Source organism: Pseudomonas sp. HT11, assembly GCF_044875395.1.
GTDB lineage: Bacteria > Pseudomonadota > Gammaproteobacteria > Pseudomonadales > Pseudomonadaceae > Aquipseudomonas.
This window is the reverse complement of sequence record NZ_CP173217.1, coordinates 5,279,379-5,306,101: the sequence shown is the minus strand read 5'-3', so window position 1 is coordinate 5,306,101 and position 26,723 is coordinate 5,279,379. Positions and strand designations below refer to the sequence as shown.

Annotated in this window: 26 protein-coding genes and 1 pseudogene; 16 read left to right on the top strand and 11 right to left on the bottom strand. The window is 60.9% G+C overall.

From position 1 onward, the window contains the following. Window positions 1-148: 148 nt before the first annotated feature. Together antB and antA are read right to left on the bottom strand one after the other, a co-directional pair. On the bottom strand, window positions 149-640 hold the full coding sequence (antB, locus tag ABWL43_RS24575) for an anthranilate 1,2-dioxygenase small subunit (protein ID WP_124418464.1): 492 nt from the start codon (window positions 638-640) through the stop codon (window positions 149-151). Next, window positions 640-2,031, bottom strand: coding sequence for an anthranilate 1,2-dioxygenase large subunit (gene antA / locus ABWL43_RS24570; RefSeq protein ID WP_404484962.1), 1,392 nt, complete (start codon window positions 2,029-2,031; stop codon window positions 640-642). The genes antB and antA overlap by 1 nt, the downstream gene beginning before the upstream one ends. 337 nt (window positions 2,032-2,368) lie before the next feature. Here antA and ABWL43_RS24565 point away from each other — a divergent pair, with 337 nt between their 5' ends. Then, window positions 2,369-3,361, top strand: coding sequence for a helix-turn-helix domain-containing protein (locus ABWL43_RS24565; RefSeq protein ID WP_145164368.1), 993 nt, complete (start codon window positions 2,369-2,371; stop codon window positions 3,359-3,361). Between the two features lie 35 nt (window positions 3,362-3,396). Here the strand turns inward: ABWL43_RS24565 and ABWL43_RS24560 are convergent, their stop codons facing one another. Next, entirely contained in the window at window positions 3,397-4,272 is an 876-nt protein-coding gene (locus ABWL43_RS24560; protein ID WP_404484959.1) for a LysR family transcriptional regulator, read from the bottom strand. Window positions 4,273-4,386: 114 nt separating this feature from the next. Here ABWL43_RS24560 and ABWL43_RS24555 point away from each other — a divergent pair, with 114 nt between their 5' ends. The 3 genes from ABWL43_RS24555 to catA are packed head-to-tail and all read left to right on the top strand — an operon-like array spanning window position 4,387 to window position 6,788. Further along, window positions 4,387-5,514: a muconate cycloisomerase family protein gene (locus ABWL43_RS24555; RefSeq protein WP_404484956.1), complete on the top strand. Its 1,128-nt coding sequence runs from the start codon at window positions 4,387-4,389 to the stop codon at window positions 5,512-5,514. A 12-nt stretch (window positions 5,515-5,526) separates the two neighbouring features. Continuing rightward, window positions 5,527-5,817 (top strand): muconolactone Delta-isomerase, encoded by a 291-nt coding sequence (gene catC, locus ABWL43_RS24550; RefSeq protein WP_016974901.1) that lies wholly within the window; start codon window positions 5,527-5,529, stop codon window positions 5,815-5,817. A gap of 41 nt (window positions 5,818-5,858) precedes the next feature. Continuing rightward, a complete protein-coding gene (catA, locus tag ABWL43_RS24545) occupies window positions 5,859-6,788 on the top strand; it encodes a catechol 1,2-dioxygenase (protein WP_404484953.1) in 930 nt (309 codons plus the stop codon). A 120-nt stretch (window positions 6,789-6,908) separates the two neighbouring features. On the opposite strand, the gene ABWL43_RS24540 is transcribed toward catA, so the two are convergent. Continuing rightward, window positions 6,909-7,382 (bottom strand): Lrp/AsnC family transcriptional regulator, encoded by a 474-nt coding sequence (locus ABWL43_RS24540; RefSeq protein ID WP_003194103.1) that lies wholly within the window; start codon window positions 7,380-7,382, stop codon window positions 6,909-6,911. Between the two features lie 144 nt (window positions 7,383-7,526). Between ABWL43_RS24540 and kynU the strand changes: the two genes are divergently transcribed. Together kynU and ABWL43_RS24530 are read left to right on the top strand one after the other, a co-directional pair. Beyond that, the gene (gene kynU / locus ABWL43_RS24535) at window positions 7,527-8,777 is read left to right on the top strand and encodes a kynureninase (RefSeq protein ID WP_404484950.1); all 1,251 of its coding nucleotides are present in this window, start codon (window positions 7,527-7,529) and stop codon (window positions 8,775-8,777) included. A gap of 138 nt (window positions 8,778-8,915) precedes the next feature. Further along, entirely contained in the window at window positions 8,916-10,322 is a 1,407-nt protein-coding gene (locus ABWL43_RS24530; RefSeq protein WP_369302184.1) for an amino acid permease, read from the top strand. Here the strand turns inward: ABWL43_RS24530 and ABWL43_RS24525 are convergent. Then, the gene (locus ABWL43_RS24525; protein WP_404484947.1) at window positions 10,268-11,158 is read right to left on the bottom strand and encodes a LysR substrate-binding domain-containing protein; all 891 of its coding nucleotides are present in this window, start codon (window positions 11,156-11,158) and stop codon (window positions 10,268-10,270) included. The two genes, ABWL43_RS24530 and ABWL43_RS24525, sit on opposite strands and share 55 nt — an antisense overlap. A gap of 190 nt (window positions 11,159-11,348) precedes the next feature. Between ABWL43_RS24525 and ABWL43_RS24520 the strand changes: the two genes are divergently transcribed. From ABWL43_RS24520 to ABWL43_RS24500, 5 genes are all read left to right on the top strand, one after another. Then, the gene (locus ABWL43_RS24520) at window positions 11,349-12,113 is read left to right on the top strand and encodes a sulfite exporter TauE/SafE family protein (RefSeq protein ID WP_404484945.1); all 765 of its coding nucleotides are present in this window, start codon (window positions 11,349-11,351) and stop codon (window positions 12,111-12,113) included. A 123-nt stretch (window positions 12,114-12,236) separates the two neighbouring features. Next, window positions 12,237-12,827, top strand: a complete 591-nt coding sequence (locus tag ABWL43_RS24515) for an NAD(P)H-dependent oxidoreductase (RefSeq protein ID WP_242201136.1) — start codon at window positions 12,237-12,239, stop codon at window positions 12,825-12,827. Window positions 12,828-12,858: 31 nt separating this feature from the next. Continuing rightward, window positions 12,859-13,755: a LysR family transcriptional regulator gene (locus ABWL43_RS24510; RefSeq protein WP_242201134.1), complete on the top strand. Its 897-nt coding sequence runs from the start codon at window positions 12,859-12,861 to the stop codon at window positions 13,753-13,755. 103 nt (window positions 13,756-13,858) lie between these two features. Beyond that, entirely contained in the window at window positions 13,859-14,752 is an 894-nt protein-coding gene (locus tag ABWL43_RS24505) for an NAD-dependent epimerase/dehydratase family protein (protein ID WP_404484941.1), read from the top strand. Between the two features lie 205 nt (window positions 14,753-14,957). Then, window positions 14,958-16,403: a SulP family inorganic anion transporter gene (locus ABWL43_RS24500; RefSeq protein WP_404484939.1), complete on the top strand. Its 1,446-nt coding sequence runs from the start codon at window positions 14,958-14,960 to the stop codon at window positions 16,401-16,403. A gap of 4 nt (window positions 16,404-16,407) precedes the next feature. Here ABWL43_RS24500 and ABWL43_RS24495 read toward each other — a convergent pair whose 3' ends face one another. Next, window positions 16,408-16,800, bottom strand: coding sequence for a lysozyme inhibitor LprI family protein (locus ABWL43_RS24495; protein WP_404484936.1), 393 nt, complete (start codon window positions 16,798-16,800; stop codon window positions 16,408-16,410). A gap of 246 nt (window positions 16,801-17,046) precedes the next feature. On the opposite strand from ABWL43_RS24495, the gene ABWL43_RS24490 reads away from it, so the two are divergent. From ABWL43_RS24490 to ABWL43_RS24475, 4 genes are read left to right on the top strand one after another with little or no spacing between them, the layout of a single operon-like run. Then, the gene (locus ABWL43_RS24490) at window positions 17,047-18,396 is read left to right on the top strand and encodes a gluconate:H+ symporter (protein ID WP_242201127.1); all 1,350 of its coding nucleotides are present in this window, start codon (window positions 17,047-17,049) and stop codon (window positions 18,394-18,396) included. 25 nt (window positions 18,397-18,421) lie between these two features. Beyond that, entirely contained in the window at window positions 18,422-19,282 is an 861-nt protein-coding gene (locus ABWL43_RS24485) for a MurR/RpiR family transcriptional regulator (RefSeq protein ID WP_404484933.1), read from the top strand. Between the two features lies 1 nt (window position 19,283). Continuing rightward, the gene (locus ABWL43_RS24480) at window positions 19,284-20,747 is read left to right on the top strand and encodes an amidohydrolase family protein (RefSeq protein ID WP_404484931.1); all 1,464 of its coding nucleotides are present in this window, start codon (window positions 19,284-19,286) and stop codon (window positions 20,745-20,747) included. A 29-nt stretch (window positions 20,748-20,776) separates the two neighbouring features. Beyond that, window positions 20,777-21,145, top strand: coding sequence for a glyoxalase superfamily protein (locus ABWL43_RS24475; protein WP_404484929.1), 369 nt, complete (start codon window positions 20,777-20,779; stop codon window positions 21,143-21,145). 628 nt (window positions 21,146-21,773) lie between these two features. Here the strand turns inward: ABWL43_RS24475 and ABWL43_RS24470 are convergent. Next, the gene (locus ABWL43_RS24470) at window positions 21,774-22,478 is read right to left on the bottom strand and encodes a methyl-accepting chemotaxis protein (RefSeq protein ID WP_404488488.1); all 705 of its coding nucleotides are present in this window, start codon (window positions 22,476-22,478) and stop codon (window positions 21,774-21,776) included. Between the two features lie 198 nt (window positions 22,479-22,676). Then, window positions 22,677-23,558: pseudogene (locus ABWL43_RS24465) on the bottom strand (methyl-accepting chemotaxis protein); the annotation flags it as partial. A gap of 425 nt (window positions 23,559-23,983) precedes the next feature. Here ABWL43_RS24465 and ABWL43_RS24460 point away from each other — a divergent pair. Beyond that, a complete protein-coding gene (locus ABWL43_RS24460; RefSeq protein ID WP_106578202.1) occupies window positions 23,984-24,601 on the top strand; it encodes an FKBP-type peptidyl-prolyl cis-trans isomerase in 618 nt (205 codons plus the stop codon). Window positions 24,602-24,737: 136 nt separating this feature from the next. Here ABWL43_RS24460 and ABWL43_RS24455 read toward each other — a convergent pair whose 3' ends face one another. From ABWL43_RS24455 to ABWL43_RS24445, 3 genes are all read right to left on the bottom strand, one after another. Beyond that, the gene (locus tag ABWL43_RS24455) at window positions 24,738-24,995 is read right to left on the bottom strand and encodes a hypothetical protein (protein ID WP_145164332.1); all 258 of its coding nucleotides are present in this window, start codon (window positions 24,993-24,995) and stop codon (window positions 24,738-24,740) included. Window positions 24,996-25,155: 160 nt separating this feature from the next. Then, the gene (locus ABWL43_RS24450) at window positions 25,156-25,497 is read right to left on the bottom strand and encodes a zinc ribbon domain-containing protein YjdM (RefSeq protein ID WP_017254008.1); all 342 of its coding nucleotides are present in this window, start codon (window positions 25,495-25,497) and stop codon (window positions 25,156-25,158) included. Between the two features lie 202 nt (window positions 25,498-25,699). Then, a complete protein-coding gene (locus ABWL43_RS24445) occupies window positions 25,700-26,668 on the bottom strand; it encodes a polyprenyl synthetase family protein (protein ID WP_145164326.1) in 969 nt (322 codons plus the stop codon). Between the last annotated feature and the right edge of the window lie 55 nt (window positions 26,669-26,723).

The window sequence follows — 26,723 nt, the reverse complement described above, 5'->3', positions numbered from 1 at the left end:
GCGTTGGGGCGCGAAGCGGCCCCTGGTCCAGCCACTGCGGTTTGACTGAAGAAATGCGGTGACTTTAATGGGGGCCGCTTCGCAGCCCAACGCGGGGCAAGCCCGCTCGCCACAACAAGCCCGCTGGCCACAACAAGCCCAGGCATGGTCAAAGGTGATAAAAATCCAGCACCGAATTGATGGTGTCGTTGAGCAGCAGGGCGTGCTTGCGGGTGATCAGCCAGCTGTCGCCATGGGCTTTGAGGCTGTAGGTGGCGCTGCCATAGAACTGCTCCGACATGGCCAGCCGATAGAACAGCGTGTGCCAGTTCAACTTCACTTCCAGCAGCCCGCCGGGTTGCTCGGCAATCCGCACGTTATTGATCAGGTGCAAGGTGCGCGGCATTGGCGTGGCCGATGCCGCCTTGCCGGTGCGCAGACGGAACACGCGGTCTTCCAGGCCCGAACGGTTGGCGTAATAGATCAACGACATCTCGCGCTTGGGGTCGCGGGTGTAGACGTGTTCCGAGTCCCATTGCGGCAGGTGGAACTCACTCTGCGGGTCGAACAGCTGCACATAGGCGTCCCAGTCCTGGGCGTCGCACAGCTCGGATTTACGGTAGAAAAACTGCTCGATCTGATACTGCAATTGCGCATTCATCACTTCACCTCCCGCAGTGTCAGCGCTTGTTTGTCCAGGCCGTTGAGCAGGAACTGCTGCCAATTGCGGTGCTGGTTGACGTACAGGCCTTCATGGGTGAACTCGGTGCCGGTCATCGCCGGTTGGATGCCGATGGCTTCGCTGTTCGGCGTGGGCCCGGTTTCCCAGCGGTGGCTGCCGCGCGAGATGTCGCTCCAGCGTTCCAGGCGGCCCTGGAAGCCGCGTTGGGCTTCGCGAAATTCCACCAGGTCATCAGGTGTGCCCATGCCGGACACGTTGAAGAAGTCCTCAAACTGGCGGATACGGTTTTCGCGGTCGGCATCCGACTCGTTCTTCACACCCAGGCACTGGCTGATGATTTCGGTCTTGTTCCACGCCACCGGGCGGATGATGCGCAGCTGCGAGCTGATCTGGTCGAGGAAGAACAGGCTCGGGTAGATGTTCAGGTTGCGCAGGCGGTGCATCATCCACTCGGCCTTCTGCTGGCCGTGCTCTTGCACCAGGCGCGGCATGATGGTGGCGTAGCCGGAACGCACACTTGGGTTGGGCATGTCGCTGAACAAAAGGCTGTGGCCATTGTTGAAGGCGAACCAACCGTCGTCGGTGTTGGCATCGCCCGCGCCGAGTTTGCTGTAGTCCAGCGTGCTGGCGGAGCCGCTGCCGTTTTCGGTGTTCACCTGCTGGCGATGCTGCACCGTGGCCACGTAGTTGTAGTGCACGGTGCTGACGTGATAACCGTCCAGGCCGTTTTCGTTTTGCAGTTTCCAGTTGCCGTCGTAGGTGTAGGCGGATTTGCCCGGCAGCACTTCCAGCTCACCGGTGGCCGACTGCGCGACCATCATGTCGAAGAACACTTTGGCGTCGCCGAGAAAGTCCTCCAGGCTGTCGCGGCCATTCACGTCCAGGCTGATAAACACAAAGCCCTTGTAGCTTTCGATGCGGGCTTTCTTCAGGCCACGCGTGGCCTTGTCGAAGCCTTCCGGGTACTCGCCCGGCGCCTTGACCTTCACCAGCCGGCCATCGCTCTTGTAGCACCATGCATGGAACGGGCAAGTAAAGGTGGATTGGTTGCCTTTGCCGACGCGCGTCAGCGTGGTGCCGCGGTGCTGGCAGGCGTTGATCAGCGCATTCAGTTGGCCTTCGCCATCGCGGGTGATGATCATCGGCTGGCGCCCGGCGCGCATCGTCACGAAGTCGTGGTTATTGGCCAGTTCGCTTTCGTGGCAGGCGTAGATCCAGTTCTTTTCGAAGATCAGTTCCATCTCCAGGTCGAACAGTTGCGGCTCGGTGAACATGTCCCGGGCGATGCGGAACACGGCGTCCGCCGGGCGAAAATCCAGGCAGCTTTCGATAAACGTTTTCCACTGCTCGACGCTTTTTGCACCACTCATGGGAGGCACCTTTTTTGATAGGGGCTAATCGGTGGTTCATTAGAGGCAGCGCGGCAGGGTGCGGGCTATCCGCTTAATGGGCAGAGATGGGCCGCATAGTTGAGCCATATAGTTGGGGCGTCGTTGGGCAGCAAATACCCAGTTCGGTGCAGCGAGGTGACGCGATGCGCTACTGTCATACCAAGGGAACGTCGCAAAAACCTGCGGCTTATCCACATAGTCGACCGTTGCTATCCACCCCGTTGCATTACGGCGCGCGTGGCGTAGAACTTGCTGTCGATTGTCAACGACGCGCCGCCAGAGCGCGCAACCGCCTAACCGCCGTGGGTGCACCCTGATGAGTAGCCATACACGCGAAATCCATATTCAACGCTTCGACCTGGAAGGCGCCCGCAGCTGGATGTCCGGCATTTGTGGGCCACACCGCCTGGCGACGTCGACGCCGGAGCGCCTGCGCTTTCACCACAGCGCCAATGTGTTCAAGTCCCGCGCTACCACCTTGGGCGTGATCGAGTACGGCACGGACGTGACCATCGGCATCGAAGACGCCGAGCACTTCAGCAGCTATAGCCTGAGCCTGCCGTTGGTGGGCGAGCAGGAATTGAGCAAGAACGGCGAGCGGCTGAGTTCCAATCGCGACCAGGGCGTGATCCTGTCGCCCAACGAGCATCAGGTGCTGGCGATCTCCGGTGATTGCCGCAAGTTGCAGGTGGTGATCACCCGCGCGGCGATGAGTGAATCCCTGGAAGGCTTGCTGCAACGGCCGATTGAGGCACCGCTGCGCTTTGAGTCGGTGATGGACGCGGTGGAGGGGGCTTCAGCGTCGTGGTGGCGCATGGCGCGGTATTTCATTGCCGAGCTGGAGCGCAGCAGCGAGTTGTATGAGCAGGCGGCCTTTACGCGTGACCTGGAAAGCTCGTTGATCAAAGGCTTGATCCTCGCCCAGCCGAATAACTATTCAGAAGAGCTGCGCGACGTGCTGGGCGTGAAGCTGCCGCACTACCTGATTCGTGCGCGGCAGTACATCCACGACAACGCCCGCGAGGCGGTGCATCTGGAAGACCTGGAAGCGGCTGCGGGCGTGTCGCGGTTCAAGCTGTTCGATGCGTTTCGCAAGTACTTTGCGCTGTCGCCCATGGCGTACCTGAAGAAGTACCGGTTGGGCGCGGTGCGTCAGGAAATCCTTGAGCAGGGGTCTACTCGGACCATTTCCGAAATGGCCCTGGGTTGGGGCTTTACTCACTTGGGGCGGTTTTCGGCGGAGTACCGCAAGCTGTTTGATGAATCGCCCAGCCAGACCTTGCAGCGCAAGCGCCTGCGCAGTCTCTAAACCTGATGAAGATCAAACTGTGGGAGCGGGAGATCTCAGATCAACTCTTCCACCAACTGCAAACAATGACTGAGCCCCGGCGACTGATCATTCACCCGTTGGCTGAGAATGATCGGCGAGGTCGCGGTGCTTTCGACAATCGGCGTGTAGCCGATATCCGCGCGGTGCAGCACTTGCACCGACGCCGGCACCAGCGTCACGCCCATGCCGGCGCCGACCAGGCCGATGGCGGTTTGCAACTCGTTGGTCCACTGCGCCACCTTGAGGCTCAGGCCGTGGGCATCGAACAGCGCAATCACATGGTCGGCATAGCTGGGGCGCGGGTTGCCGGGGTAGAGCACAAACGGCTCGGCGGCCAATTGGGCGAGGTTCGCGGGCGCACCCAGCAGCGGGTGGCCGGCGGGCAGTACGGCGACCAGTCGATCCTCCACCAGCACACGCTGGACGATCGCCGGGTCGTCGATGCGAATGCGCCCGAAGCCCACGTCAATGCGGCCGGCTTTCAGCGCTTCGACCTGCTGCAAAGTGGTCATCTCCGACAAGCCCAATTCCAGCTCCAGCACCGCATCGTTGCGTAGCCGCCGAATCAACTCCGGCAGCACGCCGTACAAGGTCGACGGCGCAAAGCCGATGCCCAGCCAGGTCTTTTCGCCCTGGCCAATGCGGCGCGTGGTGTCGCAAACCTTGCCCAGTTGCTCGAGCAGCACATTGGCGTGTTCATAGAAAAACCGCCCGGCTGCGGTCAGCCGCAGCGGTCGGCCACGTTCAAGCAGAATCACCCCCAGTTCGTCTTCCAATTGCTGGATCTGCCGACTCAACGGCGGCTGGGCGATGTGCAGGCGTTCGGCGGCGCGGGTGAAGTTCAGCGTTTCACCCAGCACCTGGAAATAGCGCAGATGACGCAGTTCCATGGCGGCTCCTTTCATACCTTGAGGGTATTGTGCGAGACCCATTCTATATTGGAAGCCACAAAAAATACGGCACAGAATCGGCTCAAACCTATAAAGAACCCCACGGGTATAGCCATGCCGATTTGCGCCATCGAGTCGATTGAAACGGTCATCGTCGACCTCCCCACCATCCGCCCGCACAAGCTGGCAATGCACACGATGCAAAACCAGACGTTGGTGATCATCCGCCTGCGCTGCGCCGACGGCATCGAGGGCATCGGTGAGGCCACCACCATCGGCGGTCTGAGCTACGGCAACGAAAGCCCTGACAGCATCAAGGTCAACATCGACCGCCACTTCGCGCCGCTGTTGATTGGCCAGGACGCGAGCAACATCAACGCGGCCATGTTGCGCCTGGAGCGCAGCATTCGTGGCAACACCTTTGCCAAGTCCGGCATCGAAAGCGCGTTGCTCGATGCGCTGGGCAAACGGCTTGACTTGCCCGTCAGCGAGCTGCTCGGTGGGCGGGTGCGGGATGCCTTGCCGGTGGCCTGGACCCTGGCCAGCGGCAACACTGCGCAGGACATTGCCGAAGCGGAAAAGATGCTCGACCTGCGCCGTCACCGCATCTTCAAATTGAAGATCGGCGCCGGTGAGGTTGGCCGCGACCTGGCCCACGTGATCGCGATCAAAAAAGCCCTGGGCGAGCGCGCCAGTGTGCGCGTTGACGTTAACCAGGCGTGGGACGAAGCCGTGGCCCTGCGTGCGTGCAAGGTGCTCGGCGACAACGGCATCGACCTGATCGAACAACCGATTTCGCGCAACAACCGCAGCGGCATGGCTCGGCTGAATCTATCGAGCCCGGCGCCGATTATGGCCGACGAGTCCATCGAGTGCGTGGAGGATGCCTTCAACCTGGCCCGCGAAGGCGCAGCCTCGGTGTTCGCGCTGAAGATCTCCAAGAACGGCGGCCCGCGCGCCGTGTTGCGCACCGCCGCCATCGCCGAAGCCGCCGGTATCGGTCTGTACGGCGGCACCATGCTCGAAGGCGGCATCGGTACCCTGGCCTCGGCGCATGCCTTCCTGACCTTGAACAAGCTGGCGTGGGACACCGAGCTGTTCGGCCCCTTGCTGCTCACCGAAGACATTCTCACCGAGCCGCCGGTGTACCGCGATTTTGCGCTGCATGTCTCCACCGCGCCGGGCCTTGGCCTGGCTATCGATGAAGAGCGTCTGGCGTTCTTCCGCCGTGACAACCACTAAGAGGCGCCCGCCATGTTGTTCCACGTAAAAATGACCGTGAACCTGCCGCTGGACATGAACCCTGAGCGCGCGGCTGGCCTGAAAGCCGAAGAAAAAGCCCTGGCGCAGCGCCTGCAGCAGGAGGGCAAATGGCGCCATCTGTGGCGCATCGCCGGGCATTACGCCAACTACAGCGTGTTCGACGTCGACAGCGTGCAAGACCTGCACGACCTGCTGATGCAGCTGCCGCTTTTCCCTTACATGGCCATCGAAGTGAATGCCTTGTGCCGCCACCCTTCGTCGATCCATGAGGACGACCGCTGAGCCTGTTTTGCACCCAATAATGACAAGATGAGGATTGCACCATGTCCATCCGACTTTCCCAGACTGCCCGCGCCCAAGCGTTTCTCGAAGAAGCCAGCGGCAATCACAATGACGCTGGCAACCCGCGCGCCAAAGCGCTGATCTACCGGATCCTGCGCGACACGGTGAACATCATCGAAGACCTGGAAGTGACCCCGCAAGAATTCTGGAAGGCGGTCAATTACCTCAATGAGCTGGGCAAACATCAGGAGGCCGGCTTACTCGCTGCCGGCTTGGGCCTGGAGCATTACCTGGATCTGCTGATGGACGCCGCCGACGAAGAAGCCGGCAAATCCGGCGGCACGCCGCGCACCATCGAAGGCCCGCTGTATGTGGCCGGGGCGCCGCTGAGCCAATACGAAGCGCGGCTGGACGATGGCAAGGACGACGCGGTGCCGCTGTTTATGCGCGGGCAAGTGCGCGACACCGATGGCAAGCCATTGGCGGGTGCAATTGTGGATGTGTGGCAGGCCAATACCGGTGGCACCTATTCATGGTTTGACCCGACGCAGTCGGAGTTCAACCTGCGCCGGCGCATCGAGACCGATGCCCAGGGCAACTACCGCTTTCGCAGCATCGTGCCGTCCGGCTACGGCTGCCCGCCGACCGGGCCGACTCAACAGCTGCTCGACCAACTGGGCCGCCATGGGCAGCGGCCGGCGCATATTCACTTCTTTATCTCGGCGCCGGGGCATCGGCATTTGACCACCCAGATCAACCTGTCGGACGACCCGTACCTGCACGATGACTTTGCCTATGCGACACGGGATGAGTTGATTGCGGAGATTCGCTTCAGTGACGATCAGCAACTCGCGCGGGAGTTTGGCGTGGAAGGGCGCTTTGCGCAGATTGATTTTGACTTTGAGCTGCAACGGGCCGATGCGCCGGTAGAGCAGAAACGCATGCAACGCGTGCGTGCCTTGGAAGACTGAACACGGACAAAAATGTGGGAGCTGGCTTGCCTGCGATGGCATCAACTCGGTGTATCTGATGCACCGAGGTGTCTGCATCGCAGGCAAGCCAGCTCCCACATTTGAATTGAGGTGTTGCTGCTATTTGCGCAGGACTAAGTCCAACACCTCATCCCGATCCTTGATCTTCTGCAACACAATCTCCGAGCGAATATCCATCACCCCCGCCGTGCGGTTCAGGTGGTTCACGATAAAGTCCGAAAAGTGCTTCAAATTCCGCGCCTGCACCCGCAACACATAGTTGCTCGCGCCGGTAATCACGTACGCGCTGGCCACCTCCGGCCAGCCTTGCACCTTTTTGATAAACGTCTCGTGCCAATCCTCCACGTCCTGGCGCAAGGACAGGTGCACGATGGCTTCCAGCTCGATTCCCAACTGCTCGGCATTCAATACCGCGCGGTAGCCGCTGATGATTCCCTCGCTCTCGAGCAAGCGCAAACGGCGCAGGCAGGCGGAGGGCGACAGGGCGACTTTTTCGGCCAGTTCCTGGTTGCTGATGCGGCCATCCTGTTGCAGAAAATGCAGGAGGCGCAGGTCGGTGGCGTCGAGAATCATGCTTAGAATAAATCCGCGTGTTTTGGGGTTAAATTCGAATTTCCTACAGCTTAATTAGCCTGTTACCCACCACTTTGCACGAAAATTCTCTAAAGCTTCGTTCATTATTTGCTCCATCTTCACTTATAAAAATCAGGACAGCCCATGACCACCCGAAGCCACTGCCAAGCCCTCGACGCTCAGGACCCGTTGGCGCCACTGCGTCGTCAGTTCGCCTTGCCTGAGGGCGTGATCTACCTCGACGGCAACTCCCTCGGCGCCCGCCCGGTGGCGGCGTTGGCGCGGGCGCAGCAGGTGATCGCCCAAGAGTGGGGCAATGGCTTGATTCGCAGCTGGAACAGCGCTGGCTGGGCGGATCTGTCCCAGCGCCTGGGCAACCGCCTGGCGCCCTTGATCGGCGCGCGCGACGGCGAAGTGGTTATCACCGATACCACCTCCATCAACCTGTTCAAGGTACTCAGCGCCGCGTTGAGCGTGCAGCGCCAACGCCAGCCGGGCCGTAAGGTGATCGTCAGCGAGGCGAGCAACTTTCCCACCGACCTGTACATCGCCGAAGGCCTGGCCGAGTTGCTGCAGCAGGGTTATTCATTGCGACTGGTGAACAGCCCCGATGAACTGCCGCAGGCTATCGACCAGGACGTGGCGGTGGTGATGCTCACCCACGTCAACTACAAAACCGGCTACATGTACGACATGCAGGCGCTCACCGCCTTGAGCCACGAATGTGGCGCGCTGAGCCTCTGGGACCTGGCGCATTCGGCGGGCGCGGTGCCCATCGACTTGCACACGGCGCGGGCCGATTACGCGATTGGCTGTACTTACAAATACCTCAACGGCGGGCCGGGTTCCCAGGCGTTTGTGTGGGTCAATCCGCTGCTGGTGGACGTGGTGCGCCAGCCCTTGTCGGGTTGGTTCGGGCATACCCGGCAGTTTGCGATGGAAGCTCAATACGCGCCGAGCGCGGGCATTGCGCGCTACCTGTGCGGCACGCAGCCGATCACTTCGCTGGCCATGGTCGAATGCGGCCTGGAGATTTTTGCCCAGACCGACATGGCCAGCCTGCGGACTAAATCCCTGGCGTTGACTGACCTGTTTATCGCGCTGGTCGAAGCCCGCTGCGCCGCCCATGGCCTGGTGCTGATTACCCCGCGCGAGCACGCCAGGCGCGGCAGCCATGTGAGCTTCGAGCACCCCGAAGGTTACGCGGTGATCCAGGCGCTGATCGCTCGGGGCGTGATTGGTGATTACCGCGAGCCGCGCATCATGCGGTTTGGTTTTACGCCGTTGTACACGAGCTTTACCGAGGTGTTTGACGCGGTAGAGATCCTTGGCGAAATTCTCGATAACGCCACTTGGGACCAGGCGCAATTCAAAGTGCGCAACAGCGTCACATAAGAGCACCACAACACTAATGTGGGAGCTGGCTTGCCTGCGATAGCGTCAGTGAATTCACCACCGCTATCGCAGGCAAGCCAGCTCCCACAGGGTTCGGCACCGGCAGTAACAAATCACAATAATAAAGGGGCACACCACGTGACCACACCCGACAACGGTTTTGCAGAGATCACCCACCGCGAACTGGGCCTGCGGCGCCAGCTCACTTCCGGCCAGATGAGTATGATCGCCATCGGTGGCGCCATCGGCACCGGGCTGTTCATGGGCAGCGCCTATGCCATCGGCTATGCCGGGCCCAGCGTGCTGGTGAGCTACGCCATCGGCGCGCTGATCACCTTGCTGTTGATGGGCTGCCTGGCGGAGATGACGGTGGCGCATTCCACCTCGGGCTCATTCGGCGCGTACGCCGAGTTCTACATCAGCCCGCTGGCCGGGTTTCTGGTGCGTTACGCCTACTGGGCCGCGATTGTGCTGGCGGTGGGCGCCGAGGTCACGGCGGTGGCGATGTACATGAAGTACTGGTTTGCCAACGTGCCGGAATGGGTGTGGATCGTGTCGTTTTCCAGCGTGCTGATCCTGCTCAATGCGATCAGCGTGAAGACCTTCGGCAATTTCGAATACTGGTTTTCGACGATCAAGATCAGCGCCATCGTCGGCTTCATCATCCTTGCGGTGTACGTGGTGTTCGGCTCCGGCAACCCGGCGTACGGCGTGCAGAACTACACCGCCCACGACGGCTTTTTCCCGCATGGCTTGAGCGGCATGTGGATCGCGGTGATCGTGTCGATCTTCAGTTACTTGAGCGTGGAGATGATCGCGGTGGCCGCCGGTGAAGCCGCCGACCCGGAACAGGCAGTGAAGAAAGCCTTTCGCGCGACCATCGTGCGGCTGGTGGTGTTTTACCTGCTGACCCTGGCGCTGATGCTGGCCATCGTGCCGTGGAACCAGGCCGGTCAGACCCAGAGCCCGTTCGTCACGGTGATGCAGACCATCGGCATTCCCGGCGCCACCGGGGTGATGAATTTTGTGATTCTGATCGCCGCGCTGTCGGCGATGAACAGCCAGCTCTACATCACCACGCGCATGATGTTCAGCCTCTCGCGCGCAGGCTTTGCGCCCAAGTCGATGGGCGCCTTGAGCAAGAGTGGGATTCCGCTGAATGCGTTGCTGTTGTCCAGCTCGGGCATTGCCCTGGCGACCTTGCTGAACGTGGTGTACCCGGAAAGCTCGTTTACGCTGATGATGGCGATCTCAATGTTCGGCGCGATCTTCACCTGGTTCATGATCTTCCTCACGCACCTGTTTTTCCGCCGCTATCGCAAGCGCCATGGCGGGGCGAAGTTGTCGTTCCAACTGCGCCTGTTCCCCTACAGCACGCTGCTGGGCCTGGTGTTGATGGGCGCGGTGATGATCACCACGTACTTCACCGAGGCGTTCAAAATGACGCTGGTGTTTGGCGTGCCGTTCCTGATGATTCTGTCGGCGGTGTATTACGGGTTTTTCCGCAAGGGCAGGGCGAGGGCGTCGAACAAAGCCTTGGCGTAACCGGGCAATTGTTCGAAGGAGCGCGCGCACAACAGCAGCGTGCGGCGGGCCCACTCTTCTTGCAGCGGTTGGGCTTTGAAGCGGTGCTGCGGCGGCCAGCGCTCCAGTGCCGCTTGGGGCACGATGCCCAGGCCGGCGCCGCCCGCGACCATGCGAATCAACCCATCAAAACCATCGGCGCGGATGCGGGTTTGCAGGCGAAAGCCCGCGTGCAGCGCCTGTTCCTCCAAATACACCGCCAATGCGCTGTTGGCGGCCAGGCCGACGTAGTCGTATTGCAGGCTGTCGATGAAACTCGCGGTCGTCAGCGGATGGTCGAGGGGCATGATCAGTACAAGCGGGTCGTCGCGAAAGGGCAGGGTTTGCAAGCCGTGGGTGTCCACTGCGTCGGAAATAATGCCCAGGTCCGCGGTGCCCTGACGCAAGGCCTGTGTGATGCGCAGGCTCGGCAACTCTTGCAGGTCGATATCGAGGTTGGGGTGTTCGCGCAGAAAATCGGCAAGCAATTCCGGCAGGTATTCACTCAGGGCGGTGGTGTTGCACAGCAGGCGCACCTGGCCTTTGACGCCGTTGGCGTATTCGGCGAGGTCTTGTTGCAGGTGTTCGGCTTGTTGCAGCAGTAAGCGCGCGTGGCGGGCCAGGGCTTTGCCCGCTGGTGTGGGTGTGACGCCCCGGCGGCCGCGCTCAAGAAATTCGATGCCCAATGACGCTTCCATCGCACGGATGCGCGCACTGGCGGCGGCCAGGGATAAGTGGCTGCGCGCCGCGCCGGCGGTGATGTTGCCGGTGTCGAGGATGTGCAGGTAGAGGCGCAGGTCGATCAGGTCAAAGTGCATGGCCGGGGTTCTCGGGTGACTGGACGGGCCTCATCGCAGGCAAGCCAGCTCCCACATTTAGATTTGTGAACACAGCTCAAATGTGGGAGCTGGCTTGCCTGCGATAGCGATCTTAGCCTCACACAAAACAAGAGGCTGCCTCAGTATATGGCGAATTTTCATAACCGCCTTAACGTCGCACAATCTCCTCATGACTACCTTCCTGGCGTTCTACCAAAACCTCGGCGCGGCCCTGACCCTATTGGTTATCGGCACCTTCCTGCTGGCCGGCACCGTCAAAGGCGTGATTGGCCTGGGCCTGCCCACCGTGGCCATGGGCATGCTCGGCCTGGCTATGCTTCCGGCGCAGGCTGCGGCATTGCTGATCATTCCCTCAACGGTCACCAACCTCTGGCAACTGGCATTCGGCGGCCACTTGAGCGCGTTGCTCAAACGCCTGTGGCCGATGCTGGTGCTGATTTTCCTCGGCACCGGGCTCGGCACGCTATGGCTGGACATGGACGGCGGCCATTGGGTCGTTCGCGCGTTGGGCGGCGCGCTGCTGGTGTATGCGTTGAGTGGGTTGTTTCTGCCCACGTTCAAGGTGCAGCCTCACACCGAGCGCTGGCTGGGGCCGGTGTGCGGGCTGGTCACCGGCATCATCACCTCGGCCACCGGCGTGTTCGTGATTCCCGCCGTGCCGTATCTGCAAGCCTTGGGCTTGAACCGTGATCAGTTGGTGCAGGCGCTGGGGCTGTCGTTCACCGTTTCCACGTTGGCGATGGCGGCGGGGCTGGCGTGGCGTGGCACCCTCGGCGGCGGCGAAATGAATGCCTCGTTACTGGCCTTGGTGCCTGCGCTGTTGGGCATGTGGCTGGGCCAGGCACTGCGTCAGCGCATCAGTGCGGTGCTGTTCAAACGGGTATTTTTTATCGGCATGGCGCTGTTGGGCGGTCATTTGCTGATCAGTGGTTAAATCAAGAGTGCGGCGTTATTCGTGCGTTTGGGTCAAATGTATTTTGCCGCACTGCTGCTTATTCCAACGGTTGAATGTCGATAGCCTGCCGGCAGATATTTTTAGCCCTTTGGATTCCTTCCCATGAAAAAAGTACTCCTGCTCAACGGCGGCAAGAAATTCGCCCATTCCGACGGCCGCTATAACGCCACCCTGCATGAAGCCGCCGTGGCGGTGCTGGACCGCGGCGGTATCGACGTCAAAGTCACCCACATCGACGAAGGCTACGACGTGGCCGAAGAGGTCGCCAAATTTCTCTGGGCCGATGTGATCATCTACCAGATGCCCGGCTGGTGGATGGGCGCGCCGTGGATCGTCAAGAAGTACATCGACGAAGTCTTTACCGAAGGCCACGGCAGCCTGTATGCCAGCGATGGTCGGACCCGTTCCGACGCGTCGCAAAAGTACGGCAGCGGCGGCCTGATCCAGGGCAAGCAGTACATGTTGTCGCTGACCTGGAACGCGCCGCAGCAAGCCTTCGACGATCCGACGGACTTCTTCGAGGCCAAGGGCGTGGACGCGGTGTACTTCCCGTTCCACAAGGCCAACGAGTTCCTCGGCATGACCGGCCTGCCGACCTTCCTGTGCGTGGACGTGATGAAACGCCCGGCCATCGAGGCGGACGTGGCGCGCTACGAGCAGCATCTGGCGCAGGTGTTTAACCTGTCGGTGTAAGCTGCTACCCACCGATCAAGAAGGACAGCCTGTGAAAGCCCGATCCGATGAGTTACAGATCTTCGTCAGCGTGATTGAGTGCGGTTCGATTTCCGCCGCGGCGGAGCAGGTCGGGCAGACGCCGTCGGCGGTCAGCCGCACCTTGTCGCGCCTGGAAGCCAAGCTCGACACCACGCTGATCAACCGCACCACGCGGCGCATGGACCTGACCGAAGAGGGCAAGTACTTCTTCGAGCAGGCCAAGGTGATCCTGGCGCAGATGGATGATCTGGAAGAGCGCCTGTCGTCGCGCCAGAAAAACCCGGCCGGGCGGCTGCGCATCAATGCCGCCGTGCCTTTCATGCTGCACGGGATCGTGCCGTACATCGCCGAGTTTCGCAGCCTCTACCCGGACATCCAACTGGAGCTGAACAGCGATGACTTGATCATCGACCTGCTGGAACAGAGCACCGACATTGCCATCCGTATCGGCGCCCTGGCCGACTCCACGTTGCATGCCCGTTCCCTTGGCTGCACGCCGCTGCATATCCTCGCCAGCCCCGACTACCTCAAGCAACACGGCACGCCCACGACGGTGGCCGAGTTGGCGGACCACACGTTGCTGGGCTTCACCCAGACCGAAACCCTCAACCATTGGCCGTTGCGCCATGTGGAAGGCGACCGTTGGCTGATCCAGCCGAGCATCGCTGCCTCCAGTGGCGAAACCCTGCGCCAGTTGGCGCTGGAAGGGCAGGGCATTTGCTGCCTGTCGAACTTCATGACGGTCGAAGACATCAATGCCGGGCGGCTGGTGCCGGTGCTGGAGGCGTTTAACAGTGGTTATCGCCAGCCGATCCACGCAGTGTTCTATCGCAACTCGCAATTGGCGTTGCGCATCCAGTGCTTCCTGGACTTCATTCAGACCAAGCTGGCGCGGTATGCCTGCTGATTCGTGACCTGTACGCAAGATTGAATTGGGCAATACGGTCTTATTCGACAGGGATGAGTCCTCGATACTGGACCCATCACTTACCCCGTCAGGAGCACACTCCATGAATGTATTCGTTACCGGCGCAGCAGGTTTTATCGGCGGCTCCATCGCCACTGGCCTGGTCAAGGCTGGCCACACCGTTACCGGCCTGGTGCGCAGCGCCGAGCAAGCCGCTGAAATGACCGCCCTGGGCATCACGCCCGTGATCGGCACCCTGGATGACTCGGCCGTGTTGACCGAGCAGGCTTCGAAGGCCGATGCAGTTATCAACGCCGCCAGCAGCGACCATCGCGCTGGCGTGGAAACCTTGCTGGCCGCCTTGAAGGGTTCGAACAAGCCCTTCCTGCACACCAGCGGTTCGAGCATCGTTGGCGATGCGTCGGGCGGTAAGGCCAGCGATGTCATCTACTTTGAAGACAACCTGCCGGAGCCGACCGTCGACAAGGCTGCGCGCGTGGCCATCGATAACCTGATTCTGGCGGCGGCCAAAGACGGCGTGAATTCGGCGGTGATTTGCAACACCCTGATTTATGGCCACAGCCTGGGCGTGAAGCGTGACAGCGTGCAATTGCCGCGGCTGCTCAAGCAGGCGCGCAAAAGTGGCGTGGTGCGCCATGTGGGCACTGGGCAGAACATCTGGTCCAACGTGCACATCGAAGACGTGGTAGCGCTGTACCTGCTGGCGCTTGAGAAGAATGTGCCGGGCACCTTCTACTTTGTGGAAAGCGGTGAAGCGGCGTTTGTCGACATGACCACTGCTATTGCCGAAGCGTTGAAGCTGGGCAAGCCGCAGGATTGGCCGTTGGCGGAGGCTGAAGCCGAGTGGGGCTATGAAATGGCCAACTATGGCCTGGGCTCCAACAGCCGCGTGCGTGGCAAGCATGCCCGTGAACTGCTGGGCTGGGCGCCGAAGCGTACGTCGGTGGTTGAGTGGATTCGCAACGAAATGGTGTGATGTTCGCTTAGCACCGCGGTGCTGCCTTCGCGGGCAAGCCCGGCTCCCACATTGACCGAGTGTTGCTTGAATGACTCGGTCAATGTGGGAGCTGGCTTGCCTGCGATGAAGGCGCCTCGGTCATTTGTTGTTACGCTTTACTGGCCCCACTCCCTGCAATTCCGTACCATTCCCCGCCTTATTCCCCGCAACGCCCTGGTACCTCATGAACCTCACCCGTCTGCGCGCCGATGCCCTGGCCGGCCTCACCACGTCCTTTGCGCTGCTGCCCGAATGCATCGCCTTTGCCTTGGTCGCCCACCTCAACCCGCTGATGGGGCTCTACGGCGCCTTCATCATTTGCACCCTTACCGCGTTATTCGGTGGCCGGCCCGGCATGGTCTCGGGGGCCGCCGGTTCGATGGCGGTGGTGATCGTCGCGCTGGTGGTGCAACACGGCGTGGAGTACTTGTTGGCCACGGTGTTGCTGGGCGGGCTGATCATGGTCGCGTTCGGCGTGTTGCGTCTGGGCAAGCTGGTGCGCATGGTGCCGCACCCGGTGATGCTCGGTTTCGTCAACGGCCTGGCGATCATCATCGCCTTGGCGCAACTGGAACATTTCAAAAGCGGCGAAAGCTGGCTCAGCGGCACGCCGTTATACGTAATGATCGGCCTGGTGGCGGTGACCATGGCGATTGTCTATTTGCTGCCGCGCCTGACGCGCGCCGTGCCGCCCGCGCTGGTGGCAATCCTCGGCGTCGGGTTGGCGGTGTACCTGCTCGGCCTGCCAACCCGCACACTGGGCGACATGGCGCACATCGCCGGTGGCCTGCCGACCTTTGCGCTGCCGCCAATTCCCTGGACCCTGGAAACCCTCGGCATCATCGCGCCCTATGCGTTCCTGATGGCGATGGTCGGCTTGCTGGAAACCCTGCTGACCTTGAACCTCACCGACGAAATCACCGAAACCCGGGGCTACCCAGACCGCGAAAGCGTGGCCCTGGGCGCGGCGAATATGGTCTCGGGCCTGTTCGGCGGCATGGGCGGTTGCGCGATGATCGGGCAAACCGTGATCAACTTGAGTTCCGGCGGGCGCGGGCGCTTCTCCGGGGTGTTTGCCGGGGTGATGATCCTGTTGTTCATTTTGTTTCTGTCGCCGCTGATCGAGCGGATTCCGCTGGCGGCGCTGGTGGGCGTGATGTTTGTGGTGTCGCAGCAGACCTTCGCCTGGGCGTCGTTGCGGGTGATCAACAAAGTGCCGGTCAATGATGTGCTGGTGATTCTGGCGGTGACGGTGATTACCGTGTTTACCGACCTGGCCACGGCCGTGCTGTGCGGCATTGTGATTGCGGCGCTGAACTTCGCCTGGCAACAGGCGCGCGAGCTGTATGCCGATGAACACCTGGAGGCCGACGGCAGCAAGCTGTACCGCCTGCATGGCACGTTGTTCTTTGCCTCGACCACGCCGTTTCTAAACCAGTTCGACCCGGCCAACGACCCGGCTCAGGTAACGCTGGATTGCCGTCACCTGAGCTTTGTTGACTACTCGGCGATTGCCGCGCTGATGACCTTGCGAGAGCGCTACAGCAAGGCCGGCAAACATCTGCGGGTGCTGCATTTGTCCGAGCGCTGCAAGAAGCTGTTAAAGCGTGCGCGCGTTCATCATGAGTAACTGATCACGGCCCGACCAGGTCTTCGAGTTCCTGGGCGCGGGTCTGGGTCATGTCCAGCACGCAGCCGGAGCCGTTGACCTGGTCGATGGTGCCGCCCGTGGCACTGCCTGCGAAGGCGCAATTGGCGTCACGGTATTTGAGCCACAGGCGCTGCACGTCCTGCAGCTTCTGCTGGCGGTCGCCTTCCTGGGCGGCCAGGGCGGTTTTATAGGCTTTGTTCAGGCGATCGTCCTGGACCTTGGTTTCCTTGACGTTGCAATTGACCATGTCGACGGTGGTGTTGGCGCTGTCCATGCATTTTTTCAGCGCCGCATTCTCGGCGGCCGAGGCGCTGCTGCAGAACGCCAGCAACAGCGCGCTGGCGGCGAAAGGAACAAGCAGAGTCTTGCGATTCATTGTCGGGATTCCTGAACGATGGTAGGGCTGCCCTCTCAGACTCGGCCCTTACGGTTGAGTTTCGGCACGGCAAAACTTCATGTAAGAACACCCCTCGGATTTTCATTGGCTGGCGCCGGGCATGTCCCCAAGCGACAGCACTTATCCGTGGGCGAAAATTACTTTCATAGAAATTGAAAATTTAATCGAGGAATGATTTATGAGTTTCACAACCAATTCGACGTGACCCTTTCCAAGGAGTACCGCATGGCCGCACCACTGGGCTTGGGGCTGTTGGCATACGCTGCCATCGCCATCATTGCATTGATCGTGCTGATCGCACGTTACCGACTCAACCCGTTTATCGTCATCACCTTGGTGTCCATTGGCCTGGCGCTGATGGCCGGCATGCCGGCGGACACCATCATGGGCTCGTACGAGGCGGGCGTGGGTAAAACCCTGGGGCACATTGCCCTGGTGGTGGCGCTGGGCACCATGCTCGGCAAGATGATGGCCGAGTCCGGCGGCGCCGAGCAGGTGGCGCGTACGCTGATCAACCGCTTCGGCGAGCGCAATGCGCACTGGGCGATGGTGTGTATTGCCTTCCTGGTGGGGCTGCCGCTGTTTTTCGAGGTCGGTTTTGTGTTGCTGGTGCCGATTGCCTTTACCGTGGCGCGGCGAGTTGGCGTGTCGATTCTGATGGTCGGCTTGCCGATGGTCGCCGGTTTGTCGGTGGTGCATGCGCTGGTGCCGCCGCACCCGGCGGCGATGATGGCGGTGCTGGCGTATAACGCCTCGGTTGGGCAGACCGTGCTGTATGCGATTTTGATCGGTATCCCCACGGCCATCATCGCCGGCCCGTTGTACGCCAAGTTCATCGTGCCGCGCATTCACTTGCCGGCGCAGAACCCGCTGGAACGCCAGTTTATCGAGCGCGAGCCGCGCACCCGTTTGCCGAGCTTTACCCTGACCATGGGCACCATCCTGTTGCCGGTGGTGCTGATGATGATCGGCGGCTGGGCCAATGTGATTTCCACACCCGGCACTGGCTTTAACCAGTTCCTGCTGTTTATCGGCAACTCGGTGATCGCGCTGTTGGTGGCCACGTTGGTGAGCTTCTGGACCTTGGGCCTGGCCCAGGGCTTCAACCGCGAGGCGATCCTCAAGTTCACCAACGAATGCCTTGCTCCGACCGCCAGCATTACCTTGCTGGTGGGCGCCGGTGGTGGCTTGAATCGCATTTTGGTGGACGCGGGCGTCACCAATGAAATTCTCGGCCTGGCCCACGCCTTCCATCTGTCGCCGCTGGTGATGGGCTGGTTGTTTGCTGCGTTGATGCGCATCGCCACCGGCTCGGCCACCGTGGCCATGACCACGGCCTCCGGTGTGGTCGCGCCCGTCGCCATGGGCCTGGGTTATCCACACCCTGAGTTGCTGGTGCTGGCGACTGGCGCGGGTTCGGTGATCTTTTCCCACGTCAACGACGGCGGCTTCTGGCTGATCAAGGAATACTTCAATATGACGGTGATCCAGACCTTCAAGACCTGGACCGTGCTGGAGACGTTGATCTCGGTGGTCGCGTTCGGTCTGACTTACGGCCTGTCGCTTGTTTTATGAGCCTCATTTGTAATCCGGAGCCCCGATGGACATCCTCTACCAGATCCGCGCCCGCCAGGGCTCCTTCAGCGCTGGCGAAGGGCGTATCGCCAAGCTGATGCTCGATGACGTGGGCTTTGCCGCGTCGGCCAGCCTGGAGGAGTTGTCCCAACGCGCCGAAGTCAGCACAGCGACCTTGTCGCGGTTTGCCCGCAGCGTCGGCTGCCGCGACTTGCGCGATTTACGCTTGCAACTGGCCCAGGCCAGCGGGGTGGGCAGCCGCTTCCTGGACCCGGCGGGGTTGCCGGAGCAGTCGGCGTTTCATCGGCAGATTCTCGGCGATATCGAATTGACCTTGCGTCAGCATCTGTCGGGGTTCAACCAGGCGAGTTTTGTCGATGCCGTCAGCCTGTTGGGCAAGGCGCGGATGATTCACGCATTCGGCATGGGCGGCCCGTCGAGCCTGTGCAGTGAAGAGTTGCAAGTGCGACTGGTGCGCCTGGGTTACCCGATTGCCGCTTGCCGCGACCCGGTGATGATGCGCGTCACCGCCGCGACCTTGGGCCCTGAGCAGGCGCTGATCGTGTGTTCGCTCTCTGGCCTCACGCCCGAGTTGTTGGACGTGGTGAGGCTGGCGCGCAATTACGATGCGCCCATCGTCGCCATCACCTTGGCCGATTCACCGCTGGCGCAGCTGGCGGACGTGTTGTTGCCGCTGCAGCCGGCCGAAACCAGTTTTATCTACAAGCCCACCGCGGCGCGCTACGGAATGCTGTTGGCCATCGACCTGCTCGCCACCGAGCTGGCGCTGGTCATGCCGGACGAGAACCAGGAACGCCTGCGCCGGATCAAGCTGGCCCTGGACGATTATCGCGGCGGCCCCGATAGCCTGCCGCTTGGAGATTGATATGAAATACGACACGCTGATTCGCCAGGCGCTGATCATTGATGGCAGCAACACACCAGGCTATGTCGCCGATGTAGGGCTGCGTGACGGGCGTATCGAGACAATCGGCGACCTGGCGACTGCGCAGGCCGAGCATGAGATCGAGGCGCAGGGTCGTGTCCTGGCGCCGGGGTTTATTGACGTGCACACCCACGACGACACGGTGGTGATCCGCCATCCGCAGATGCTGCCCAAACTCAGCCAGGGCGTGACCACGGTGATTGTCGGCAACTGCGGCATCAGCGCCTCGCCGGTGACGTTGCGCAGCGATCCGCCGGACCCGATGAACCTGCTGGGCACGCGTGAGGCGTTCGCTTACCCGCGGTTTGCCGATTACCGCGCTGCTGTAGAAAGCGCTCATCCGGCGGTCAACGTCGCGGCGTTGATCGGCCATACGGCGCTGCGCAGCAACCATATGGACGACCTGCACCGCACCGCCACGCCGGATGAAATCGGTGCCATGCGTGTGCAGTTGCGAGCAAGTCTTGAGGCTGGCGCGCTGGGTTTATCCACAGGCCTGGCCTACGCCAGCGCGTTTAATGCCCAGACCGATGAAGTGCTGCAACTCAGTGAAGAACTGACGGCGTTTGGCGCGGTGTACACCACGCATTTGCGCAGCGAATTCGAGCCCGTGCTGGAAGCGATGGACGAAGCGTTTTTGATCGGCCGACACGCCAAGGCACCAGTGATTATTTCCCACCTCAAGTGCGCCGGTGCGGGCAACTGGGGGCGCAGTCCGCAGCTGTTGGCGTCGCTGGAACTGGCTGCAAAAACCCATCCGGTGGGCTGTGATTGTTATCCCTATGCGGCCAGCTCTTCGACCCTGGACCTCAAGCAGGTCACCGATGCGTTTCGCATCACCATCACCTGGTCGACGCCGCACCCGGAGGTCGGCGGGCGCGACTTGCAGGATATTGCCGCCGAGTGGGACGTTTCGCTGCTGGACGCAGCACGTCGCCTGCAACCGGCGGGGGCGGTGTACTACGGGATGGATGAGGAGGATGTACGACGCATCCTTGCGCATCCGCTGTCGATGGTGGGCTCTGATGGCTTGCCGGAAGACCCGTTCCCGCATCCACGCTTATGGGGCGCGTTTCCACGGGTGTTGGGGCATTTCAGCCGGGACGTGGGGTTGTTCCCGCTGCACACGGCGGTGCACAAGATGACCGGGCTGTCGGCGGCGCGCTTTGGCTTGGCCGAGCGTGGGGAAATTCGTCAAGGGTATTGGGCTGACCTGGTGTTGTTCGACCCATTGCGGGTGCGCGACGTGGCGGACTTCAAGGCGCCACAACGCGCGGCTGAAGGCATTGATGGCGTGTGGATCAATGGTGTGTTGAGCTACAGCGAGGGGCAGGCCAATGGTCAGCGGCCAGGGCGGTTTTTGGCGCGCAATGGGGATTTGCGTGGTGGGTTTTCGACTCTATAGTGGGCGCTTTCATACACGGAGCTGTCGTCATGCACTTAGGAAAAGTCACCCCCATTCTGCGGATATTCGACGAAGCCAAAGCGTTGGAATTCTACGTCGACTTCCTCGGGTTCAAGGTCGACTGGCAGCATCGCTTCGAAGCGAATTTCCCGTTGTATCTGCAGGTGTCGTTGGGTGAGTGCGTGCTGCATTTGTCCGAGCATCATGGCGATGCGTCGCCGGGGTCAGCGGTGCGGATTCAGGCGCAAGGCGTGGACGCGTATCAGCAGCAATTGCTGGCCAAGGATTATCGGTATGCCAAGCCTGTCGTTGAAAAAACGCCGTGGGGCTCGCGGGAGATGAGCATCGGCGATCCGTTTGGTAATCGGCTGGTGTTTGTCGAGGAAGGCGAGGGCTGACAGGGCAATTGCAGGCAATAAAAAACCGCCTTAGTAGGGCGGTTTTTTATTGCAAACCCAGTGAGTGGCTGGGGTTGCTGTCTCATTGGAAGCAGTGATGTGCAACGCGGATACTACTGCTGGTTATTACGCCAGGCAAGACTTGGCGACGATCGGGACTTTTCATTTTTCACCCAAAATGCGCGGTAAAGTTTGGCAATGAATTCGCGGACCTTTCTATAGATTTTATCGATGCCCGTCACACCTTTTACCGGGAGGTTGGTTAGTATCAGCGCCGTTCCAAGTACGTCGTTTTGTAGGTGGTTGGGTATGCGCGCGGAATAATGGACCGAACGCCACGGGCTAGTAATCCGTGCCGGATTGATGCGGGAGGAACCAAAGCCCGGCCGCCTCAAAGGAAGCAGTGATGTGCATCCCAAGGCTCACGTGTTCCGGTAAGTGCGCTGGAGGTAAGGCCCAACGCTTGGAGGGCCGAGTATGTCTAAGTTTGCACGACGTACGTGGAACCTCGTAGTGAGTGCCCTGCGTGTTTATCACGTGTGGACATTCCTGCGGGACAGCTTCGATGACCTGTAAGGTCTGAGAAGTGGAGCCGCCTCGGTTTCGGCCGAGGCGGTTTTTTGGTTTTTTAAACCCGGAAGTGGCTGACCATCTGCTGCAATTGGCTGCCCAGACGCGCCAGTTCTACGCTCGACTTGGCCGTCTCGTCGCTCGCCGTTGCGGTCTGCTCGGACACATCACGCACGTTCACAATGCTGCGGCTGATCTCTTCGGCCACGGCACTTTGCTGCTCGGCCGCGGCTGCAATCTGCTGGTTCATCGACTGGATGTTCGACACCGTACGGGTGATATTTTCCAGCGACACACCCGCTTTGCGCGTCAGCTCAACGCTGCTGTCGGTGAGGCTGCGGCTGTTGTTCATCACGGTGGCCACTTGCTGAGTGCCGTTCTGCAGGCCGGCGACCAGGCCTTCGATTTCTTCGGTGGATTTTTGTGTGCGCTGGGCCAGGCCACGCACTTCGTCGGCGACCACGGCAAAGCCGCGACCGGCTTCACCGGCACGCGCTGCTTCAATCGCGGCGTTGAGTGCCAGCAGGTTGGTTTGCTCGGCCACGGCCTTGATCACGTCCATTACGCTGCCGATCTTGTTGCTCTCTTGCTGCAGGTGCGTCATGGCGTCGGTAGAGCGCGCCACTTCAGCAGCGAGGCGTTCGATCTGGGCGATGGCCTCGGCCACCACTTTGTCGCCCGCGCGGGCTTGGCCGTCGGCGTCGGCAGCGGCCAGCGAGGCTTGCTCGGCGTTGCGTGCGACTTCCTGCACGGTAGCCGTCATTTCGTGCATCGCCGTGGCGACTTGATCGGTCTCGATCTTCTGGCTGTTGACGCCAGCACTGGTCTGCTCGGTTACGGCCGACAGTTCTTCGGCGGCGCTGGCGATCTGGGTCACGCCATCGCGAATACCGCTGATCAACTCACGCAGGGTGGTGCCCATGCGCTGGATGCCTTGTTGCAATACGCCCAACTCGTCACGACGGGTCACCTGGATGTTGTGGCTCAGGTCGCCGGAAGCGATGCGCTCCACCACGGCCAGGGTGTCCTGGATCGGGCGAGTGATCTGACGGGTAATCACCAGTGCAGCAATGATGCCGACCAGTAGGGCAAGCAAGGTGCTGATCAGTTGCAGGCTGCGGGCCTGGGTACTTTCGGCGTCACGGCGATTCAGTTGAATGTCGTACAGCTTGTCGCTGATGGTGACGATATCGGCGCCTTGGGTGGTCATTTCCGCACGGGCACTGACGATGTTGGCGTTGGCCGCCTTGTAACTTTGCACGGCGCTGCGATAGGCGCCGAGCGCGGTTTCCAGCGAGGTCAACGCGCTTTGTTGGCTGGCGCCGAGTGCGGCGCTGAGATTTTTCAAACCACTGATGGCTTTTTCAATCTGTGCGGCGGCGCGGACTTCGGTCTCTGCGCTGGGATTGTAGGTGTAGCCGCGCACTTCATAGCGGCTCAACTGGAACTCTTCCTTGGCGCGCGTGACGGCCTGGTACTGGGTGAAGCGCTCCGGACTGTCGGGCATCTGCTGCACACTGGTTTCCAGCGCGTCGATCTGGGTGTTGGCGATGTCGGCCTTGTCGCCCATGACCTGGCGTGCGGCGTTACCGTTACGGTAGGCCTCGCGCATTTTGTTCAGGGACTGCTGGTACGCGGTGATGACGGCTTTCTGCTCGTTGAGCAGCTTGAGGTTTTCCGGGCTCTTGAAGCTGTCCAGCAGTTTCTGTTGCTGGGCGGCGAAGGCGTCGAGACTGGTCTGTACGTTCTGTGCCACGGCTTCGTCGCCGTTGGCCAGCATGTATTGCAGGCGCACGATGCGCAGCTTGGTCAGCGAGGCATTGAGCTGGGTGATGTCGCTCATCCAGTTGCTGCGGTCGATCAGGCCGCCCAGGCTGGTCCAGCCGGTCAGTGCCAGGATCGACGTGAGGACCAGCACCAGGCCGAAGCCCAGGCCGAGTTTGAGGTTGACGCTGATGTTGCCGAACCAGCTATTCATCGAATGCTCCGCAAGAATGATGTATGTCTGCTGGACGGTGTTGTTGTTTGAGCCAGCCAAAGTGTGTAGGGCTGTATCGGCGCAGGCGGGGGATTCTGAAATGTTTTTAATCCGGGTGCGACAAAGGGTCGCCATCGCCGTAGAGCAATCGATTCCCTGCCGGCCCTCAGAGGCCGGGGACGGGGGGCTCATCATCGGCGGGTCTTGTGTGCTAGTCTGCTGGCCCTTTTAGTTCAGGGCCGCCACGCAAAACAGCGTTTTTCGTAATGGCCCTACAGCGGAGCCTCTTCATGTCCGAAGTTAATCTGTCCACCGACGAAACCCGCGTCAGCTACGGTATCGGCCGTCAGTTGGGCGACCAACTGCGCGACAACCCGCCACCGGGCGTGAGCATCGACGCCATCCTGGCTGGCCTGACCGACGCGTTCGCCGGCAAGCCAAGCCGCGTTGACCAAGAGCAAATGGCGGCCAGCTTCAAAGTTATCCGTGAAATCATGCAAGCCGAAGCGGCTGCCAAGGCTGAAGCCGCGGCTGGCGCTGGCCTGGCGTTCCTGGCTGAAAACGCCAAGCGTGATGGCATCACTACCCTGGCTTCCGGCCTGCAGTTTGAAGTACTGACTGCCGGTACAGGCGCCAAGCCGACCCGTGAAGACCAAGTGCGTACTCACTACCACGGTACCCTGATCGACGGCACTGTGTTCGACAGCTCCTACGAGCGCGGCCAGCCTGCAGAATTCCCGGTTGGCGGCGTGATCGCCGGCTGGACCGAAGCCCTGCAACTGATGAATGCCGGCAGCAAATGGCGTCTGTACGTGCCGAGCGAACTGGCTTACGGCGCTCAAGGCGTTGGCAGCATCCCGCCGCACAGCGTTCTGGTGTTCGACGTCGAGCTGCTCGACGTTCTGTAAGACCTGATAGCACTGGCATCGGCTTTATGTGGGAGCCGGGCTTGCCCGCGATGCAGACGACTCGGTCTGACGCCTTACCGAGTTGAGGCTATCGCAGGCAAGCCAGCTCCCACATAGGGCCTGTGTGTTGGCTCGCTCATGGATGGAACTTGCCATTGACCTCAGTCGTCGGGCGCAACGCTCGGGCATAGCAGAACAGAAACAGATTACGCACCACTTCCTTCAGCACCCCAGGTTCACTGGAACTCAGGCCATTCACGTCCAGATCGCCCTGGTCCTGCAGCTCATTCAGCGCTTCTTCTTCCAACACTGCACAGACTTCACCGGTTTCCCGATGCAGGATTCGCAGGTATGGGTGTGGGCGGTCCAGCCAGGCATCTATCAAATAAGTCATGAGTCGTTCTCCTTGATGGGTTTCAATGAGAATAATTCTTATTCGTAGAATAGCAAGTGCCTATTGGCGGTTTCCTGGTTTTTCTGTGTGGATATTGCGCGTGATCAACGTAGAGGGCGAAACGCCATCCCGCGGCGGGCGCGGGATGGAGGCAGCAGATTCAGACTTTGCGCACAAACTCGGACTTGAGTTTCATCGGGCCGATACCGTCGATCTTGCAATCGATGTCGTGATCACCGTCGCACAGGCGGATGTTTTTGACCTTGGTGCCCACCTTGACCACCAGGGAAGTGCCTTTGACCTTGAGGTCTTTGATCACGGTAATGGTGTCGCCGTCTTGCAGGACGTTGCCTACAGAGTCTTTCTTCACGGTTTCATCACCGGCTGCTTCGGCCTCGCCATTGGCGGACCACTCATGGGCGCATTCCGGGCAGATCAGCTGGGCGCCATCTTCGTAGGTGTATTCGGAATTGCATTTCGGGCAGGGTGGCAACGTGCTCACTAAAGCTCCTTGAAAGTCAGGAATGGCTAAAGTCGCACATTATATAGGGATTTGAAGCGCGAGCGGGTAGTGGTTGGCAATGGGATCTAGATGTGGGATCGGGCTTGCTCGCGAAGGCGGCGGATCAGCTGGATATTTCTCACCGATCCACCGCATTCGCGAGCAAGCCCGCTCCCACACAAGCCCACTGCATCAATCGTCGTCAGTGCGTACGGGCGACCGCGAATTCACTCAGCTCGACCAGCGCATCGCGGTATTCGCTGGCAGGCAGGGCTTCAAGGCACTTGATGGCGCGGGCGACGTAGTCACGCGCCAGTTGCGCGGTGTACTCCAGAGAGCCCGAGGCTTCCACTGCTGCGCGGATGGCCTCCAGGTCTTCGATCCCACCTTTCTGGATCGCCTTGCGCACCAGGGCAGCCTGTTCCGGCGTGCCTTCGCGCATGGTGTAGATCAGCGGCAAGGTCGGCTTGCCCTCGGCCAGGTCGTCACCGACGTTCTTGCCCAGGGTTTCGGCGTCGCCCTTGTAATCGAGCAGGTCGTCCACCAACTGGAACGCCACGCCCAGGTGATCACCAAAGGTACGCAGGGCTTCGGCCTGTTCGGCAGTGGCGCCGCACAGGGCAGCAGCACTGTGAGTGGAGGCTTCGAAGAGCATCGCGGTTTTGCCGCGGATCACTTCCATGTAGGTTTCTTCGGTGGTGCTGGCGTCGCGGATCTTCGACAGCTGCAACACTTCGCCTTCGGCGATGATGCGCGTGGCTTGTGAAAGAATCTTCATCACCGGCATCGAGCCCAGTTCGACCATCATTTCGAACGAGCGCGAGTACAGAAAATCGCCGACCAACACGCTGGGGGCGTTGCCCCACATGGCATTGGCGGTCTCACGGCCACGGCGCATGCCGGACATGTCGACCACGTCGTCATGCAGCAGGGTGGCGGTGTGCAGGAATTCGATGGTGGCGGCCAGCAGGCGCAGGTCATCGCCTTCGCGGCCCAAGGCCTTGCCACACAGCAACACTAATAAAGGACGCAGGCGTTTGCCGCCCGCCGACGTAATATAGTCGCCAATTTTGGAGACCAGCGGCACTTTAGAAGTCAGCTGCTGCTTGATGATGCCGTCGACGGCGCTAAAATCGTCCGCGACCGCGCGGTAGAAAGCTTGGGGTTGCATCAGCGACAGTCGCTCCAGAAGGGTTGCGCGGCATGCTAGGACCCTCACCCCCGGG

What these genes read in the sequence shown, in the direction of transcription:
- antB (WP_124418464.1), bottom strand. Translation starts at nt 640, where the DNA reads ATGAATGCGCAATTGCAGTATCAGATCGAGCAGTTTTTCTACCGTAAA.
- antA (WP_404484962.1), bottom strand. Translation starts at nt 2,031, where the DNA reads ATGAGTGGTGCAAAAAGCGTCGAGCAGTGGAAAACGTTTATCGAAAGC.
- ABWL43_RS24565 (WP_145164368.1), top strand. Translation starts at nt 2,369, where the DNA reads ATGAGTAGCCATACACGCGAAATCCATATTCAACGCTTCGACCTGGAA.
- ABWL43_RS24560 (WP_404484959.1), bottom strand. Translation starts at nt 4,272, where the DNA reads ATGGAACTGCGTCATCTGCGCTATTTCCAGGTGCTGGGTGAAACGCTG.
- ABWL43_RS24555 (WP_404484956.1), top strand. Translation starts at nt 4,387, where the DNA reads ATGCCGATTTGCGCCATCGAGTCGATTGAAACGGTCATCGTCGACCTC.
- catC (WP_016974901.1), top strand. Translation starts at nt 5,527, where the DNA reads ATGTTGTTCCACGTAAAAATGACCGTGAACCTGCCGCTGGACATGAAC.
- catA (WP_404484953.1), top strand. Translation starts at nt 5,859, where the DNA reads ATGTCCATCCGACTTTCCCAGACTGCCCGCGCCCAAGCGTTTCTCGAA.
- ABWL43_RS24540 (WP_003194103.1), bottom strand. Translation starts at nt 7,382, where the DNA reads ATGATTCTCGACGCCACCGACCTGCGCCTCCTGCATTTTCTGCAACAG.
- kynU (WP_404484950.1), top strand. Translation starts at nt 7,527, where the DNA reads ATGACCACCCGAAGCCACTGCCAAGCCCTCGACGCTCAGGACCCGTTG.
- ABWL43_RS24525 (WP_404484947.1), bottom strand. Translation starts at nt 11,158, where the DNA reads ATGCACTTTGACCTGATCGACCTGCGCCTCTACCTGCACATCCTCGAC.
- ABWL43_RS24520 (WP_404484945.1), top strand. Translation starts at nt 11,349, where the DNA reads ATGACTACCTTCCTGGCGTTCTACCAAAACCTCGGCGCGGCCCTGACC.
- ABWL43_RS24515 (WP_242201136.1), top strand. Translation starts at nt 12,237, where the DNA reads ATGAAAAAAGTACTCCTGCTCAACGGCGGCAAGAAATTCGCCCATTCC.
- ABWL43_RS24505 (WP_404484941.1), top strand. Translation starts at nt 13,859, where the DNA reads ATGAATGTATTCGTTACCGGCGCAGCAGGTTTTATCGGCGGCTCCATC.
- ABWL43_RS24500 (WP_404484939.1), top strand. Translation starts at nt 14,958, where the DNA reads ATGAACCTCACCCGTCTGCGCGCCGATGCCCTGGCCGGCCTCACCACG.
- ABWL43_RS24495 (WP_404484936.1), bottom strand. Translation starts at nt 16,800, where the DNA reads ATGAATCGCAAGACTCTGCTTGTTCCTTTCGCCGCCAGCGCGCTGTTG.
- ABWL43_RS24490 (WP_242201127.1), top strand. Translation starts at nt 17,047, where the DNA reads ATGGCCGCACCACTGGGCTTGGGGCTGTTGGCATACGCTGCCATCGCC.
- ABWL43_RS24485 (WP_404484933.1), top strand. Translation starts at nt 18,422, where the DNA reads ATGGACATCCTCTACCAGATCCGCGCCCGCCAGGGCTCCTTCAGCGCT.
- ABWL43_RS24480 (WP_404484931.1), top strand. Translation starts at nt 19,284, where the DNA reads ATGAAATACGACACGCTGATTCGCCAGGCGCTGATCATTGATGGCAGC.
- ABWL43_RS24475 (WP_404484929.1), top strand. Translation starts at nt 20,777, where the DNA reads ATGCACTTAGGAAAAGTCACCCCCATTCTGCGGATATTCGACGAAGCC.
- ABWL43_RS24470 (WP_404488488.1), bottom strand. Translation starts at nt 22,478, where the DNA reads ATGACGGCTACCGTGCAGGAAGTCGCACGCAACGCCGAGCAAGCCTCG.
- ABWL43_RS24460 (WP_106578202.1), top strand. Translation starts at nt 23,984, where the DNA reads ATGTCCGAAGTTAATCTGTCCACCGACGAAACCCGCGTCAGCTACGGT.
- ABWL43_RS24455 (WP_145164332.1), bottom strand. Translation starts at nt 24,995, where the DNA reads ATGACTTATTTGATAGATGCCTGGCTGGACCGCCCACACCCATACCTG.
- ABWL43_RS24445 (WP_145164326.1), bottom strand. Translation starts at nt 26,668, where the DNA reads ATGCAACCCCAAGCTTTCTACCGCGCGGTCGCGGACGATTTTAGCGCC.